At 38.1% G+C, this 16902-nt stretch carries 18 protein-coding genes; 3 read left to right on the top strand and 15 right to left on the bottom strand.

All coding sequences use genetic code 11. The features are described from left to right. Positions 1 to 14 precede the first annotated feature (14 nt). The gene (locus tag WQ54_RS03720; RefSeq protein WP_046512330.1) at positions 15 to 455 is read right to left on the bottom strand and encodes a DUF86 domain-containing protein; all 441 of its coding nucleotides are present in this window, start codon (positions 453 to 455) and stop codon (positions 15 to 17) included. 14 nt (positions 456 to 469) lie between these two features. Further along, positions 470 to 1780: an EAL domain-containing protein gene (locus WQ54_RS03725; protein ID WP_052737655.1), complete on the bottom strand. Its 1311-nt coding sequence runs from the start codon at positions 1778 to 1780 to the stop codon at positions 470 to 472. Between the two features lie 205 nt (positions 1781 to 1985). On the opposite strand from WQ54_RS03725, the gene WQ54_RS03730 reads away from it, so the two are divergent. Then, complete coding sequence (locus tag WQ54_RS03730; protein ID WP_046512336.1) at positions 1986 to 2252, top strand: DUF3055 domain-containing protein; 267 nt, start codon at positions 1986 to 1988, stop codon at positions 2250 to 2252. Positions 2253 to 2568: 316 nt separating this feature from the next. Here the strand turns inward: WQ54_RS03730 and WQ54_RS03735 are convergent, their stop codons facing one another. Then, entirely contained in the window at positions 2569 to 2844 is a 276-nt protein-coding gene (locus WQ54_RS03735; RefSeq protein ID WP_046512339.1) for a YutD family protein, read from the bottom strand. A 119-nt stretch (positions 2845 to 2963) separates the two neighbouring features. Here WQ54_RS03735 and WQ54_RS03740 point away from each other — a divergent pair, with 119 nt between their 5' ends. Then, positions 2964 to 3653, top strand: coding sequence for a YhcN/YlaJ family sporulation lipoprotein (locus tag WQ54_RS03740; protein ID WP_052737644.1), 690 nt, complete (start codon positions 2964 to 2966; stop codon positions 3651 to 3653). Between the two features lie 85 nt (positions 3654 to 3738). On the opposite strand, the gene lipA is transcribed toward WQ54_RS03740, so the two are convergent. Continuing rightward, on the bottom strand, positions 3739 to 4635 hold the full coding sequence (gene lipA / locus WQ54_RS03745) for a lipoyl synthase (RefSeq protein WP_046512341.1): 897 nt from the start codon (positions 4633 to 4635) through the stop codon (positions 3739 to 3741). Positions 4636 to 5000: 365 nt separating this feature from the next. Between lipA and WQ54_RS03750 the strand changes: the two genes are divergently transcribed. Further along, positions 5001 to 5936 carry a M23 family metallopeptidase gene (locus tag WQ54_RS03750; RefSeq protein ID WP_231597446.1) on the top strand — a complete coding sequence of 312 codons (936 nt, stop codon included), beginning with the start codon at positions 5001 to 5003 and terminating at the stop codon, positions 5934 to 5936. A 282-nt stretch (positions 5937 to 6218) separates the two neighbouring features. Here the strand turns inward: WQ54_RS03750 and yunB are convergent, their stop codons facing one another. The 11 genes from yunB to WQ54_RS33370 form a co-directional block, all read right to left on the bottom strand. After that, positions 6219 to 6950 (bottom strand): sporulation protein YunB, encoded by a 732-nt coding sequence (gene yunB, locus WQ54_RS03755; protein WP_046512347.1) that lies wholly within the window; start codon positions 6948 to 6950, stop codon positions 6219 to 6221. Positions 6951 to 7083: 133 nt separating this feature from the next. Beyond that, on the bottom strand, positions 7084 to 7386 hold the full coding sequence (locus WQ54_RS03760; RefSeq protein ID WP_046512350.1) for a YunC family protein: 303 nt from the start codon (positions 7384 to 7386) through the stop codon (positions 7084 to 7086). Between the two features lie 68 nt (positions 7387 to 7454). Next, the gene (locus WQ54_RS03765; protein ID WP_046512353.1) at positions 7455 to 8858 is read right to left on the bottom strand and encodes a bifunctional UDP-sugar hydrolase/5'-nucleotidase; all 1404 of its coding nucleotides are present in this window, start codon (positions 8856 to 8858) and stop codon (positions 7455 to 7457) included. A 67-nt stretch (positions 8859 to 8925) separates the two neighbouring features. Then, positions 8926 to 9756, bottom strand: coding sequence for a sulfite exporter TauE/SafE family protein (locus WQ54_RS03770; protein ID WP_046512356.1), 831 nt, complete (start codon positions 9754 to 9756; stop codon positions 8926 to 8928). Between the two features lie 5 nt (positions 9757 to 9761). After that, a complete protein-coding gene (locus WQ54_RS03775; protein WP_046512359.1) occupies positions 9762 to 10634 on the bottom strand; it encodes a DUF72 domain-containing protein in 873 nt (290 codons plus the stop codon). A 326-nt stretch (positions 10635 to 10960) separates the two neighbouring features. After that, positions 10961 to 12358 (bottom strand): Fe-S cluster assembly protein SufB, encoded by a 1398-nt coding sequence (gene sufB, locus WQ54_RS03780; RefSeq protein ID WP_046512362.1) that lies wholly within the window; start codon positions 12356 to 12358, stop codon positions 10961 to 10963. Positions 12359 to 12405: 47 nt separating this feature from the next. Then, the gene (sufU, locus tag WQ54_RS03785; RefSeq protein WP_046512365.1) at positions 12406 to 12843 is read right to left on the bottom strand and encodes a Fe-S cluster assembly sulfur transfer protein SufU; all 438 of its coding nucleotides are present in this window, start codon (positions 12841 to 12843) and stop codon (positions 12406 to 12408) included. Continuing rightward, a complete protein-coding gene (locus WQ54_RS03790) occupies positions 12836 to 14053 on the bottom strand; it encodes a cysteine desulfurase (protein ID WP_046512368.1) in 1218 nt (405 codons plus the stop codon). Before WQ54_RS03790 ends, sufU begins: the two co-directional genes overlap by 8 nt. Further along, positions 14053 to 15354 carry a Fe-S cluster assembly protein SufD gene (gene sufD, locus WQ54_RS03795; RefSeq protein ID WP_046512371.1) on the bottom strand — a complete coding sequence of 434 codons (1302 nt, stop codon included), beginning with the start codon at positions 15352 to 15354 and terminating at the stop codon, positions 14053 to 14055. The genes WQ54_RS03790 and sufD overlap by 1 nt, the downstream gene beginning before the upstream one ends. Positions 15355 to 15376: 22 nt before the next feature. Next, positions 15377 to 16162 (bottom strand): Fe-S cluster assembly ATPase SufC, encoded by a 786-nt coding sequence (gene sufC, locus WQ54_RS03800; RefSeq protein ID WP_046512373.1) that lies wholly within the window; start codon positions 16160 to 16162, stop codon positions 15377 to 15379. Positions 16163 to 16533: 371 nt separating this feature from the next. Beyond that, a complete protein-coding gene (locus WQ54_RS33370; protein ID WP_156177682.1) occupies positions 16534 to 16749 on the bottom strand; it encodes a hypothetical protein in 216 nt (71 codons plus the stop codon). Positions 16750 to 16902: the final 153 nt, after the last annotated feature.

A 16902-nucleotide genomic window follows, 5' to 3' on the forward strand; every position in this document is an offset into this window, starting at 1 on the left:
GGAGCTTTTCTTATTTATAATGGTTTAAATGCTGAAACTGGCCCAAGTTCATTCTGAATATAAGTTCGAACATTTGTTGGAAACGCTCTAATGTGAGGTTCTTGAAGAGAAAGAACATGAACCAGCTTATCGTATTCAACAGCTAAGTAATCCTGAACAATTACTTTTCTAAGCAGGATTACTTCTTTTAGTCCTGTAGCTTCGCTGCTGTTTATGACCTTTTCATCTAAAAGGATGTCAATGATGTCCTCATAGCTTCCCGGATCCCTCATGATAAAACCATCAATCATTGCATTTCCGACATCCAGTATTGTTTCAATGCACATATGGCAGATTCTCTCAAGCGCGGCTTTTTCGATATCACTAGTCCAATTTTTTTGATTGGCGAAAAGTTCAACCTGTTTTTCTAGATATTTCAGCTTTGCTTCAATTAATTCACGGTCTACAAAATACACTGACGTCACCTTCCTTATACTAACTCAACACGATCCTTCTCAAGTTTTCCAGGCTTTGCATAAAAATATCCTTGAGCTAAATCAACCTGATTTCGCAACAGAACATCTGCTTCTTCTTTCTTCTCAATTCCCTCTGCTACAACAAGAGAACCAGCTTCCTTTGCAATCAAAATCAACCCTTTTAACATGGATTCCTTTAGTTTGTTCGTATCAATATCTTGAATCACAGAGCGGTCAATTTTAATTATATCAGGCATTAATTCATTGATTGTATGCAGACTTGAATAACCTGCACCAGTATCATCTACAGCAATCCGAAACCCTTTTTGGCGCAGCTGCTTTATATTATCAAGGAAAAAGGCTAATCCTTCAATGGAATCACGTTCTGTCACTTCAAAAATAAGCTTTCCAGGCTTGATTTCTGGAAATTCATTCAATAGTTTTTCAAGCGCAGGTATAAAACGTTTATTCCCAAGTGTAATGGGTGTAAAATTCAAAAAAATGTCATCCAAGCAGCCAGCTTTACTAATTAGCTTAAACGCTTTTTCTAAAACTAAAAGCTCTAAATCATAAATAAGATTTGATTGTCTTGCAAGCGAAAACAATTGAAGAGGAGTTTCTAATGCTGTCCCTTTTGGCCCTCTCGTAAGAAATTCCCAGGCAATAATTTGATTTTTCGGCAAATCAATAATGGGCTGTGCCAATAAGGTAATCTGCCTTTTTTGGATAATTTCACGCACCTCTAATAATGTTTTAATATACCGGGATTGTATTCGCTTTTCCGCCATTGCAACTGCTTGCTGCTGCACGATATACAAAGCATTCTGTGTCGTACAATATTGCCTTTCAACAAACATATAGCCGATATCAAAAGTATGCTGGAAATACGGGTATTTTGTATTTATCCACCTTTCCAGCTTCGGCATCATTATATTTATCATGTTTTCAATATGTATGAACCTTTGTTTTTCATCTTGGATCCTCAAAAAGATCGTTAATCCTTCACTATAATAATCATGAACGATAATCAGGTCATCTTTATAGGCAGAATCCTTAAAAATAAATTGAAACCCTAATTTTAATTCGTTTCTATACTCTTGTAATTGAGTGAGTTCGAATTGTTGAGAAAACTCCTTAAGATTTGAAATCGACAACACAACCACTGCAACTTGATGACCATTAGACAGTGTGTCTAAAACCCCTTCTAATACAGGATCTCTTAGGACAAACTTAGGTGGGAAATAACGTAATTTTTGGTGTGGCAGAAAAAGCTTGCTCCACTTTTTCACCCTCATGTATTGCTTTTCCCAAAATCCAATGGCCATGAGCATTCAACCCTTCTGGTAGTCACCGTAAGTAATCATATTTTATCACAATTATGGATATTTCGACTTATTTCTTGGAAAATTTTATTTTCGTTATACAAGATGACATTTTCCGTTTCAATCAATTCCAACTATTTGATATGATGAAATTATCTTTTTTATGTGAGTTGGTTAACAGAAAGGGAATAAGAAAGGAGTTCAAGCAATGTCTGAACGGTTTTTTTTATATGATGATACAGTTGAAACAAAGACAAGATTTGTTAGCTTTATGGGGGAAAACCAGCGATTTGATCTGGCCATTATCCAAAGTGACCGTTACTATGGGAAGCAAATCATTCTTGATTTACAGAGCAATCGCTTTGCCATTATTGGTGAAGATGACCTAAAAGAACCCGGTTATTTAGAATATGCTTATAACCTTAATGAAGAGGATGCGAGTGAACTTCGTGACTTTTTATATGAGATTGTTTAGTGAAAGCTGTTTTCGTAAACCTTGTTGTTACTTGAACAACAACGTGATGTTAAGATTTTCGAAGTCAAAATGAGAATCTTTTTTGTTTTAAACTACTTTTAATACTGACTGTACTAGTTTGAACGGCTCCTGCGGGAACAAAAGGACAAGGAGCACTTGCAGAGATCTCCCGGATCATAGCGGAAACCGAGCGCTTGAAATGTAAATCAACAGGTACGTTTAACAGCGCCTTGCCTTGTTTAAAGAAGTAACACCCTTTTATAAAAGAGCTACAAAATAAACGCGGCCTTTCGCTTAGCCGCGTTTTATCCTGTTCTTATTTTTTTATTTTCTTCAATACAAAATAAGCACATCCAAAATTGCAATATTCAAAAATATATTCATCTAGTGTACTTATCTTCGTGTCATAAGATGCTTTTTGATTTTGGTCATCAAAGAATCCTCGCAGCCTTAACTGGCTATAGCCCCAATCACCTACGATATAGTCATATTTATTTAAGATATCACTGTATCTTTCTTTAAAGACTTCTTCATTAAATCCGTTTCTTTCCTCTTTAACCAACTCAAAACATTGGTTTTGAACAACGATCATTTTCTTATTCACCCCATCCATATTCCTTATTCTTATCATAATCTAATCATACCTAACCATCAATTACTAAGAAAAATTCAATCCGCTTTGGTCATCCTAAAATTGAGGAGGTGCTAATATTGATAAAATTAAAATTAGCCATAAGTGTTATTGGTCTATCGCTTTTAACGGCTTGTCAGTATGGTGCTGAAGAAGATGCTCAATTTTTGCACGAAAGCGGTAATACAATAAATGTACAGGATCGTACCGATCTTTACAATGAAGACGGCCATCCAAATGGAAAAGATACGAATTCAGCAAACTTTGGATATGTACGTCATCAAAAGAGCGGCATTCCTCAAGATGTAGCCTATACACCTACACCTGGTGTAAACCGGGAGCAAACTGCTAACACGATAAGCAGCTTAATTGTCCAGCTTCCGAACATTCAAGATGTTGCCACATTAGTTACAGATGAAGAAGTATTGGTAGCATATCGAACAAATTCAGAAAATCGCAATGATGCGGCAGACCAAGTAAAGAAAACCGCCTTATCTGTCGTTCCAAGATATTACCACGTCTATGTGTCAGATGACGCCAATATGATTCAGCAAATCGAAGCATACAGCCCGCTGGATTCAAATAGTCGTGATATTGACCAGATTTTAAACAAAACAATCAAACAAATGCTTAAATCTCCGCAGGGAAAGCCACTTAATACAGGTGAAAATCCAAATGGAGAGGGTTACGGCGAAACAAACGAAGAACTTGATGATGATACAAAGGATCAATATGAAAAAACGCGCTATAACAATGATAATAATAAATAATGGCATATTCAAGAGCGCAAGATGTCAAAGCGCTTAACCAAAAAACAGGACGAAAAAAAGGAAGAGATTCTCTTCCTTTTTTCCATTACGCTTGTGCTTGTCTTTGTTTTGCTGCTGCATTTACTTGCTCATCAGCATGATAAGATGAACGAACAAGAGGGCCAGCTTCACAATGACTGAAGCCTTTGCTTAATGCTATGTCACGCAACTCGTTAAATTCATCTGGGTGATAATATTTTTGCACCTTCAAGTGCTTCTTCGTTGGCTGTAGGTATTGGCCGATTGTCATAATATCAACATCATTTGCCCGTAAGTCATCCATTGTTTCTATAATTTGTTCCTTTGTTTCTCCTAAACCGATCATTAAACTTGACTTTGTAGGGATTTCAGGCTGCATTTCTTTTGCCCATTTTAAGAACTGCAACGATCTTTCATATTTTGCACGTGCCCGCACTCTTGGTGTTAGCTCACGTACAGTTTCAATGTTGTGATTTAAAATATCCGGCTTCGCATCCATAACCATTTTCAAGTTCTCATAAACACCGCCTAAATCAGATGGTAATACTTCAACAGTGGTAAATGGACTTTTACGACGAATAGCACGAATTGTTTCAGCCAATACTTTCGCACCGCCATCCTTTAAATCGTCACGAGCTACCATTGTAATAACTGCATGCTTTAAATTCATTAAAGCAACAGAATCAGCAACACGTTCTGGCTCAGCTAAGTCAAGCTCATTAGGAAGGCCTGTTTTTACTGCACAGAACCGGCATGCACGAGTACAAACCGAGCCTAAAATCATAAATGTCGCTGTTCTTCGTACGGCCCAGCATTCATGAATGTTAGGACATTTAGCCTCTTCACATACTGTATGTAAATTTTTCTCTCTCATTAGCTTTTTTAAATCGGTGTAATTTTCATTTGTATTTAATTTTATTTTTAACCATTCTGGCTTACGTATATATTCTTCCTTTTTCGCCATCTGATTCATCTCCAATTACATAATTTCATTTCCCTTTAAAAATGATATATCCGTATCCACTTTAACATATGAAATCAAGCGGGACAAGAAAAGGTGCTTATGCAATTTCTAACATTTGCTATTAATGAAACTGTCTCCCTAAAACCAAACTAGTAAAAGAACTTCCAAGTATTTAGGTTTTAGATCTTATCCGGCATTTACTGGCAGTTGTATCCTCATTATCTGTTTTTCAAGCATTCGTTTGATGCTGGTATAACTGCCAGCTCATGTGGGACTATGAAACCGGCTGAAAGGAGCTTATTACTGTGCGCAAATTTCTCAGTACCATTTTTATCTTTACGGTGATATGTATTTCAGCTCAACCTCTGGCTTATGGTGCTGAAACTGGAACAGACCAAAATCAAGAACACCAAAGGCTGATGAGCTTATATAAAAAGGTTGAAACAATTACCACAATACCATGGTATATCTTAGCTGCTATTGATCAATATGAACGAAATGTCCGCCATTCGCGCAAGGACATCCCAAAAGCTGAAGGGCTAATAGAAATCTATATCAGGCCAGAAGTATGGGCAGGGCCGCTTAATCCGAATAAACAGGATACAAATCCTAAAAGCATCGGGTTATTTGACGGTATTGGGGAAGACGGAAATGGAGACAACCGCGCTGACCCGACAAACGATGAAGATGTTCTTTATTCTTTTGCTCATTATTTAAAATCCTATGGAACTGATCTCGACAATTTAAAAATCGGGTTATGGGATTATTATCAACGTGATAAAGCAGTTGGACTTATTATGGGGCATATGCAGCTATATAAAAAATATGGCCGTCTGGATTTGGATAAACACGCCTTCCCTGTTCCCTTAAATCACAATTATAGCTACAAAAACACATGGGGTGATGCTCGCGGCTGGGGAGGAAGGAGAATTCATGAAGGTACAGATATTTTTGCAAATTATGGAGTACCTGTTAGAGCAACATGCTATGGTGTTGTTGAAATGAAGGGCTGGAATCGTTATGGAGGCTGGCGGGTCGGCATACGGGATATTGATAATACGTACCACTATTTCGCCCATTTAAATGGATTTGCTGACGGACTGCATACTGGGCAGATTGTTGAACCAGGACAATTAATCGGTTCTGTAGGAAGCTCAGGCTATGGCCCCCCTGGAACAGCAGGGAAATTCCCGCCACATTTGCATTATGGTGTTTATAAGGATAACGGTCGAACAGAATGGTCTTTTGACCCTTATCCGCATTTAAGGGCATGGGAACGCGCAGAAAGAAAAAGAAGATAGGCCGACACTGTTGTCAGCCTATCTTTTCCATTTTGTGGTAAAACCTATTGTTATTTCTAAAGAATAAACATTAAAATGTTTGAATTGAATGAAACAATGGAGCATCAAAATAACAATCATTGCTCCTTTTATCATTCATTTCTCAGAAAAATAACTCTTTCCAATATAATTATCGGTGACATTTTTAAATTTCCCCCTCATATTTTCTCCCTTCACAGTCTCATCTTGAGTTAAGGAGGTTTGGTCTTTATGCTTATTTTCAACATTTATAGTGTAAAATGATCATTTTTTCGGTAATTCTATTGAATGATCCAACTCACCGCTACCATTATAGTATTGCGGAACTTCCCCTTGTTCGGTTTGGATAATAATCGGTATTGAATTTTCTACTTTGATCACTTCTGTAGCAAAAGGGATTACAACTTGAACACTAACTTCCACAAAAATCTCTACTTCATGTTTTGCATTATTTATGCCATATTCCTCTGTCGTACTTTTAATATCCGTAAAGACATCACCTATTAAATAATATTCTACTGGAATACCTGGACCTAGCGTACTCAATATGGAATTACCTGTAATCTTCCCTAATGGAATCTCATAAATTATTCCATCATCTCTTTTTGGGTCAGAGGAGATATCGTGAAAATTATTTCTTTCAATCTCTTCCAGCTTGATTGTCACATTATCTGTTACCCTTTTTTTAGCTGCAGTTATTGCTCGTTGATTAAAGGTAAATGAATTGATGTTCCCCTCATTATCCTTGCCCACAGCAACTATATTCTCTTGTTCTTCTTTTGTAAGAATTTCTTCATCAACTGCATCATGAATGATCGTTGTTGCTACTTTTTTAGCTTCTAATTTAGCGATCCTCATCAAGGTTGCTTCAATTTGGGCATTAACAATCCAGAAACTTACGGCTGTTAATAATATAAAAATAACTAAAGTTAATAGTAACACATATCGAAGAGGCAGGGGCCCTCTGCGCGGACGACGGGCGCGGAACTTAGCCAAAACAAATCCCTCCTTTACATGTTATGTGTATGCATGTAAGGAGGGATGTACGCATTATTTTTACGATCAAAAATAATTTCTTTATTTATGAAAAATATTAAAAACCTTAAACGAATAAAATGGAAAAATCTATTTATGCCATCATAACTAAGGCGTCTTTTCCTTTTGTCCCAACAACAATGCCTAGCTTTTCAGCTTCATATGTGACAGATTCCAATGGCGCCTCAAGTAATTGTTCAATTGTTCTAACACCAACTGCTCTGCCTGCAATGATTCCTCTATCTTTTAACTTTTCATTTAATAAAGCAACATCTAAGGCACCACACATAATATAGCCTTTATCGTTAGTGACCGCCATAAAATTCGTTTTTGGTAAAGCAACTGTGATTGCTGTAAATTGTTTTCCTTCAATGACAATTGGAGTCATGGTGATCATCGCTAGTTCTACACTCCTTTCTTACTATATCTTTATGAGTAATGAAAGGATGCGTGTAGATGTTTTGCCTACTTTGTTAGTGATTTTTCCGCTACTCTCCAGGCTAATAGATCTCTTAAAAGTTCGGGCATATAAAAGATTTTTTTCTCTGCATGGCTAATTTCCGGATAAAGTGGTCCAAGCGTAAACATATCAACTGTTGCAACGGCATAAATCCGATCATAATGAATTGGTTCGCCATTCACAAGCACTTCTGCAACATGCTGTTTCCCGTCCGCCAACTTCTCCATTTTCACCTCAATACCATCAAAAACCATGCGCCCCATTACTTTTCCCCGGAAGCCTAATCCCTTTAACTTTAGATGCTCCATTTTTTCCTCACGTGCTTGAACAATGATTTCCTTTAGCACATCCCCCTTCAAATAAACCTTACATGGATTAATAGGATGAGGACAAATTCGATGAAGATCCTTTCTCGTCACTGGCCCTTTATTTAACGGCTCCAAAAGCATTCCCGAGTTTACCATTGCAACCTCTCCATCACACCATTCGCGGAGTGCTCTAACTAAAAATAACGGAAAGGTAGAATCATGAAACCAGTCCAAGGTTAGATCATTTTCTAATATTCCTACGGTTTCAGAAAGCTCTGTTTCGCTTTTTACTAATGCTTTCTGCAGCCATATACTAGATTCTTCACAAATCTCCTTCTGCTCTGACATTGAATAAAGAGCAGCCTTGCGTTCAACCAATTCTTTTTGTTCATGATCGATTGTTAACGAAATATGACCAACATATTGCCCATATTTTCCTGCACCGGCGACTAGTGTATTCTCTATCTTTTTGCCGTTTGGCAACACATGATGGGTATGGCCGCCAAGGATAAGATCAATTTCAGGAAATTCTCTTGCAATCACCTCATCATCGCTTATCCCAAGATGTGAGAGAAGTACAATGATATCAGCTTGTTCCTTTACTTGGCCAATGGTTTCTAATAGACTTTGAAAAGGATCCTTTATTTTCCAGCCGAGCAGTTCATAGAATTTTTCATAAAACACGGTCACGCCTAATAACGCCAGCTTTATTCCGCTTGGTAAAGTCATGATTTTATAAGGAACAACCCATGGCGGGCGTTCTCCCAGCTCTGTATATAAATTCGATAGGATAACTGGAAAGTTTGCCCTCTCATATAATGTATTTAGGTCTTCATGAGAAAACGTAATTCCCTCATTATTTCCAATGGTTACCGCATCATATTGAAGCATATTCAGCAGCGTCACATTGGCTTTTCCTTTTGTTGCTTCTGTTATTGGATGAAAACGGTCCGCATGATCTCCAATGTCAAGAAGGATCATTTGTTCTTGATTCTGTTCGTGCAATTTCTTTTTATCATTTAAAAATTGAACGATCGCTGGCCAATTTTCAAAATGACTATGCAAATCATTTGTATGGTAAAGGTGAATTTTCTCTAGCATGTCCTTCTCTCCTTATACATAAGGTTCTTCCTGTATACAATCATACTTTTTAACGTTCATATCCAATTTATCCTTTGAATCCCTCATAAATTAATTTTAAACCTGCAATGATTAAAACGATTCTCAGTAAATGAACGATTGTCTTATTTTTCAGCTTCGTATTAATCAAGGCACCAAATCTTCCGCCAAACCATGCACCTGGAATAAGCACAGCTGCAAACATCCAGTTGATGTTTCCTAATGCAATATGTGTAACCGAGCTTGTTGACGCTGACAAAAAAATAATAAACATTGAAGTTGCCACCGCAATATGGGCTGGAAACATAAACAATAAGATCATGGCTGGAACCATTAAAGCCCCTCCGCCAATGCCAAAGAGACCAGATATCAATCCGACTACAAACGAGATGATAATGCCAGGAACAGGATGGTAGGAATACGAGTGTTCCATCCCATCATCTCCAATAAAAGAACAAACAACAGCATTTTTCGCTTGCTGTTTTCCTCTTCGTTGAGGAAGCTTATCCTTTACCATTAACACAATCGATATAAAAATCATAAATAACCCAAACCATAAGGAAAACGACGACGTATCAAAAAGCTTGTTCACATATGCCCCGACAATTCCGCCTGGTCCGCTCCCGATAAAGAAAATAAGTCCGCTTTTATAATCTACTTTCTTATATTTCATATAGGTTAGGGTGGAGGAGAGCCCTGTAAAGATAACCACCAATAAAGATGTCCCAACAGCTACCTGTGGTGAGACATCTTGAAAATTCGAGAAATAAGAGCCTAGTGTAAGCAGCATAGGGACAACTATAATCCCGCCGCCTAATCCGACAAGGCTGCCGATTGTTCCGGCAATAAAACCGATAATTAAAAGAATCACCCATTCCATGCTTTTTACCTCTCCTCTTCATCACTGAACAAACTTAGCTGCATTTCGGCAAGACCCGAATAGGAGATGTCTAATAGATTCATCATCATCTTTGCATTATCAGCGGCATCACCGCCAGAGTTATTATTAAAGAGCAGATAGATAACATCTGTCGCTTTTTGCAGTGAATGTAAATTTTGTTTCCATTCCAGCAACTCTTCCCGATTGTACCGATATAAATAACGGACATCTCGCCAATTATCTCCAGAAGCCGGCTTATTCCATCCATGAACATTTCTTCCATGAAAACGAATAAGTGTCTTAGCGGGATCAGTCGGATGAAGCACAGCAGGTATTGACCTCTCCCCGGCTTGCGGTTCATCAACAATGCTGTGAATCCACTTTTCAGCCTCCATAAACTGCAGGGTTTTATCATGATACTCAGGGGAAAACCAAGTCCGATTACGAAATTCAAGGGCTACATCAAAATCAGCCATTTGTTCCCTGCACCATTTTAAATACGAGACATTTTCTTTCCGGCAATCATACCATGGAGGAAATTGAAACAGCACCATAGCCAGCTTATTCGCTTTTTTTAATGGTACTAGTGATTGTATGTATGCTTTAAACATCGTTTCTTTATATTCAAAAGGAATATCTCCGCGAAGATGTCCTGTCATCCCCTGATACGCTTTAGGAATAAATTGAAATGTATCAGGAGTATCATTTATCCATTTCATGATATTTCGTTCTGGCTGGACCGCATAAAAGCTGGCATCGATTTCGACAGTAGGAAAATGTGCGGCATATTCCTGTAATTTATTTGTTGTATTTGTTTTTAAAGGATAGAGGGAATCATGATCGCCCCATCCAGTTAAACCAATTTGAATTGTTGACATTCAAATCATCCTTTTGAAATGTTTGTCTACACATACTATACCATGACGAAGGGAGATAGAAAATTGAACTGTTTATTCGAAAAAAGCACAAGGCGCTAATCATTCGGCAGCAAGCATAAAAGCGAACAGGAATTGAAGGTGTTCATTACTTCAATTTCTGTTTGACTAAACCCTGGAGGCAGTTAAAACGAAACACCCTGTAACATTAACGTCAATTGCACCTCTTGTGCTTCGCCGATGGCGCCTGGAGCCCAGACACTAACACTAGGTTAAAGGTTAAATTTTTATATAAAAAAAAGACTGACAAGCTGTCAGTCCCCCATTTATTAACCGATAGAACCTTCCATTTCGAATTTGATCAGGCGGTTCATCTCAACTGCATATTCCATTGGAAGCTCTTTTGTAAACGGCTCGATAAAGCCCATTACAATCATTTCGGTTGCTTCTTCTTCAGAAATTCCGCGGCTCATTAAATAGAATAATTGTTCCTCTGATACTTTAGACACTTTTGCTTCATGCTCAAGGGAAATATTGTCGTTTAAAATCTCATTGTATGGGATTGTATCTGATGTAGACTGATTATCCATTATGAGTGTATCACATTCAATATTTGATCTTGCGCCTTCTGCTTTACGTCCAAAGTGAACGATTCCGCGATATGTTACTTTACCACCTTGTTTAGAAATGGATTTTGAAACGATCGTAGAAGAAGTATTTGGTGCTAAGTGAATCATTTTCGCACCTGCGTCCTGGTGCTGACCTTTACCTGCAAGGGCAATCGATAATGTCATACCACGTGCACCCTCACCTTTAAGGATAACTGCAGGATATTTCATTGTCAGCTTAGAACCGATGTTACCGTCAATCCATTCCATTGTTGCATTTGCTTCACAAACAGCACGTTTTGTTACAAGGTTAAATACGTTGTTTGCCCAGTTTTGAATGGTTGTGTAACGGCAATAACCGCCATCTTTTACGATGATTTCAACAACCGCACTGTGAAGTGAATTTGTTGTATAAACCGGTGCAGTACATCCTTCAACATAGTGAACATGTGCGCCTTCATCAACAATAATCAGCGTACGTTCGAATTGGCCCATGTTTTCAGAGTTGATACGGAAATATGCCTGCAACGGTGTATCAACCTTTACGCCTTTAGGAACATAAATAAATGATCCGCCAGACCATACAGCTGAGTTAAGAGCCGCAAATTTATTATCTGTAGGCGGAATTACTTTTGCCCAGTGCTCACGGAAAATATCTTCGTTTTCTTTCAAGGCTGTATCTGTGTCCTTAAACACAATTCCAAGCTCTTCAAGGTCTTCTTTCATATTATGATAAACAACCTCTGACTCATATTGTGCCGATACACCTGCAAGATATTTTTGTTCTGCTTCTGGAATTCCAAGCTTATCAAACGTACGTTTGATTTCTTCTGGTACTTCATCCCAAGAACGCTCAGATTTTTCAGATGGTTTTACATAGTACGTAATATCGTCAAAATTTAATGCAGCCAAATCACCGCCCCATTGCGGCATTGGCATTTCATAAAAATGCTGTAATGATTTCAAACGGAAATCAAGCATCCATTGTGGTTCATTTTTCATACGAGAGATTTCTTCAACGATTTCTTTCGTTAAACCTCTCTCTGAACGGAAGATGGAAACATCCTTGTCAGCAAACCCGTATTTGTAATCGCCGATTTCAGGTGCCTTTTTTGCCATCTACACTCACTCCTATCCATCTAAAATTTAAGGGCAGTACATTTCGTTTATTCCTTGTTGTGATTAACGCCCTTTTCCATAGCTTTCCACGCTAATGTGGCACATTTAATGCGTGCAGGAAATTTCGCTACACCCTGTAATGCCTCGATATCACCTAAGTCAATATCGTCTTCATACTCTTTCCCTAACATCATATTCGAAAAGATTTCCGAAAGCTTCAACGCTGTGTCAACCGTTTTTCCTTTAATTGCTTGGGTCATCATAGATGCAGATGACATTGAAATGGAGCAGCCTTCTCCTTCAAATTTAGCATCTTTTACAACATTATCCTCAACATCAAGCGTCAAACGGATACGATCTCCACATGTCGGGTTATTCATATCAATTGTTAGACTATCCTCAAGTACCCCTTTATTTCTAGGGTTTTTATAATGATCCATAATCACTTGGCGGTATAAGGTATCAAGATTAATATGATTAGACATTACTGAAGTACTCCTTTGTTTTAATTATACCTGCTACTAATTTATCAACTTCTTCCTCAGTATTATACAGGTAAAAACTAGCTCTTGCTGTTGCAGAAACCTTCAACCATTTCATAAGCGGCTGTGCACAATGGTGACCTGCCCGAACAGCGATTCCTTCAGCATCTAATACTGTTGCAACATCATGCGGGTGTACATCCTCTATATTAAATGTTACTAAACCTGCTCGATGTTTCGGTCCGTAAATGGTAATGCCTTCTACTTCACTTAGTTTTTCTAAAGCATATTGAGCTAATTTATGCTCATGTGCTTCAATGTTTTCTAAGCCGATTTGCTCAAAAAAATCAATTGCCGCCGCAAGACCAATGGCTCCAGCGATAATTGGCGTTCCTGCTTCAAACTTCCAAGGGAGCTCTTTCCATGATGACTCGTATAACCCAACAAAGTCAATCATTTCACCGCCAAATTCTACAGGTTCCATGTTTTCCAGAAGCTCTTTTTTGCCATACAGAACACCAATTCCTGTAGGAGCACACATTTTATGTCCTGAAAAAGCAAAAAAGTCACAATCTAAATCTTGAACATCAATTTTCATATGCGGCGTGCTTTGGGCACCATCCACCACCATGATTGCTCCATTCTTATGAGCAATCTTGGCAATTTCCTTAATCGGATTAATCGTGCCAAGGACGTTTGAAACTTGCATTACCGAAACAATTTTCGTATTTTCGGTAACCGTCTCTTCAACATCTTTTAGATCGATCGTGCCATTCTCTTGTAAAGGAATATATTTCAAGGTTGCACCTGTCGCTTTTGCTACCTGTTGCCAAGGAATAACATTTGCGTGATGCTCCATATACGTAATAACAATTTCGTCGCCTTCGCGAACTTTTGTTAATCCATAGCTTTGTGCTACCATATTTAAGGCTGTAGTTGCACCGCGGGTAAAAATAATTTCTTGAGTCGATTTTGCCCCAATAAATCTCCTTACCTTTTCACGCGCTCCTTCATAACCATCTGTTGCTTTTGTGCCTAACGTATGCACACCACGGTGAACATTTGAATTATATTCACGATAATAGGTAGATAATGCTTCGATAACAGCTAATGGCTTTTGTGAAGTAGCAGCACTATCTAAATAAACAAGGTCTTTCCCGTTAACCTGCTGATCCAAAATCGGAAAATGTGAACGAATATCTTTGATATTCATTATTGAACTTTCCTTTCAATCACATTTACCAATTGTTTTTTTACGCCTTCAATTGGAAGTTCATTTACAACTGGCGCTAAGAATCCGTGGATAACCAGGCGCTCTGCCTCTACCTTTGGAATACCGCGGCTCATTAAATAATAAAGCTGAATTGGATCAACACGGCCGACTGATGCAGCATGGCCTGCTGTTACATCGTCCTCATCAATTAATAAAATCGGGTTTGCATCACCGCGAGCTTTTTCACTTAGCATTAACACGCGTGATTCCTGCTCGGCATTTGATTTAGAAGCACCATGCTCGATTTTTCCGATCCCGTTAAAAATAGATGATGCACTATCTTTCATAACACCGTGCTTTAGGATATAGCCTTCAGAGTGTTTGCCAAAATGGACAACTTTTGTAGTAAAGTTTTGCTTTTGCTCCCCGCGGCCGACAACAACTGATTTTGTATCACCGAAAGAGCCATCGCCAACTAAATTTGTCACATTTTCAGAAATTGTATCTCCGTCATTCATTAACCCTAACGCCCACTCGATACGAGCGTCACGGCCAGCAACACCACGGCGGTTCACATAAGTTGTGATTCCTTTTGCAAGGGTATCAACTGCACCATATGTTACCTTTGCATTTGAATTAGCAAATACCTCGGAAACGATGTTGAAAATTCCCTCAACATTTTCTACAGTTGAAATATAGTTCTCAACATACGTAACAGAGCTGTTGTCTTCTGCTACAACAATGACATGATTGAAAATATTAGCTTCTGGATTGTCATGGACAAATACGGCTTGGATTGGTTCTGTTACTTCTACATTTTTAGGTACATACACAAAAACACCGCCATTTACTAGAGCAGCATGTAATGCTGTTAAACGATGCTCGTCAACCTTTACGCCGTCTTTCATAAAGTATTTTTGAACCAATTCAGAATGCTCTTTTGCTGCAGTATGGATATTCGTTAAAATAACACCTTTATCTTTTAATTCATCAGATAAAGAAGTGAATGAAGCTGTATTATTAATTTGAACATATAAGTTCTTAGTAGCTGACTCAATGTCAATTAATGCTTTTACTTCTTCATGCAGCTCATTCAAAGAACTTAATTCTTTTCCAGGAACAGTATGCTCCTTGAAGTTTGTAAAGTTCCATTTATCAATTTTTGTTTTATCCGGTCTTGGCATTGGAAGATCCTCTAATTTAGCAAGAGCTTGTAAGCGAAGATCAGTAAGCCAGTCCGGTTCACCAAGCTGTTTTGAAAAGCTTGTGACATAGTCCTGATTATACGTTTTTGTTTCCATGTCTCATTACTCCCCCTTACGCTTAAGCTTCTTGCCCAACAGTTTCGTCTTCAATACCTAGTTCTTGTTTAATCCAGTCATATCCTTCTGCTTCTAAACGTTGTGCCAGCTCAGGTCCGCCTGATTTTACAACACGGCCTTGCATCATAACATGTACTTTGTCAGGTGTAATGTAGTTTAATAAGCGTTGGTAGTGTGTAATCATTAAGCAGCCAAACTCTTCGCTGCGCATTTTATTGATACCTTTTGCTACAACCTTAAGGGCATCGATATCAAGTCCGGAATCAATTTCATCAAGGATTGCAATTTTTGGCTCGATCATCATTAATTGAAGGATTTCATTACGTTTTTTCTCCCCGCCTGAAAACCCTTCATTTAAATAACGCTGTGCCATATCTTGGTCCATTTCAAGCTCTTCCATATTTGCATCCATTTTGCGAATAAATTTCATTAAAGAAATTTCATCGCCTTCCTCACGACGTGCGTTAATTGCTGACCGTAAAAAGTCTGCGTTTGTTACACCGCTAATTTCACTTGGATATTGCATCGCTAAGAACAGACCTGCACGTGCACGCTCATCTACTTCCATTTCAAGTACATCTTCGCCATCCAAGGTAATGCTTCCTTTCGTCACTTCATACTTTGGATGACCCATGATTGCTGATGATAAAGTTGATTTACCCGTACCGTTCGGTCCCATGATTGCGTGGAACTCTCCGCCTTTTATTTCGAGATTTACACCTTTAAGAATTTCTTTTCCATCGATCTCTACGTGTAAATCTTTAATGATTAATGTAGAACCTGCCATAACTATACCTCCATAATATATAAAGTTTCCTGATTCTCAGTTTATTCTCATTCTTATCTTATAACAAATTAAAAGTGAACACAACCTTTTAGGAATTCACTCGAAATATGTCAAAATGCGAAAGATTAACTTGGTTAAACATTCACATTCTATGTACAAAGAGTGAGAAATGAGCCATTTTCTACTATATAACATCTTTACCCGCGAATCTACCTTTCATCACCTAGATTAGTTTTTACTTTTCTAAAAAAAACATTCTCCGTTCTTGAAAGAGATGCCGGGTTTCATGTAAAAGTGATCTGCTGATAAATGATACAAAATGCGAAAAAGAATCAGCCTTGAATGACTGATTCTTCTAATGTTCATTACATTTATTTTTTCATTCGTCTATCAAGACCGGCAAATAGCAGCTGACTTTTCCGATGATCCTCTTCACGACTGATTTCTACATCCATACGTCTCGCTAATTTTCTAGAGTACTCAGCATACCCAATACCATGTGCGTGATACATCGCTTTTTCCATTTCGGACGTGTAGTTGAGGTCAAGTAGTTCCTGACTCGAGTGGATAATAACCAATCCCTTCAATTTTTATTTACATAAAAACTTTATCAAGAATTTTCCCACAATTCAAAGTCCGTAAGATAATGTGACAATGTTTTGAGTTTCTTTATCAACCATTATGCAAAAATAGGTGTTTTTTTCGCACATTCCCTCATTGATCCTTTGAATTACTCAACC

The organism is Bacillus sp. SA1-12, from assembly GCF_000981385.1.
GTDB lineage: Bacteria > Bacillota > Bacilli > Bacillales > Bacillaceae > Metabacillus.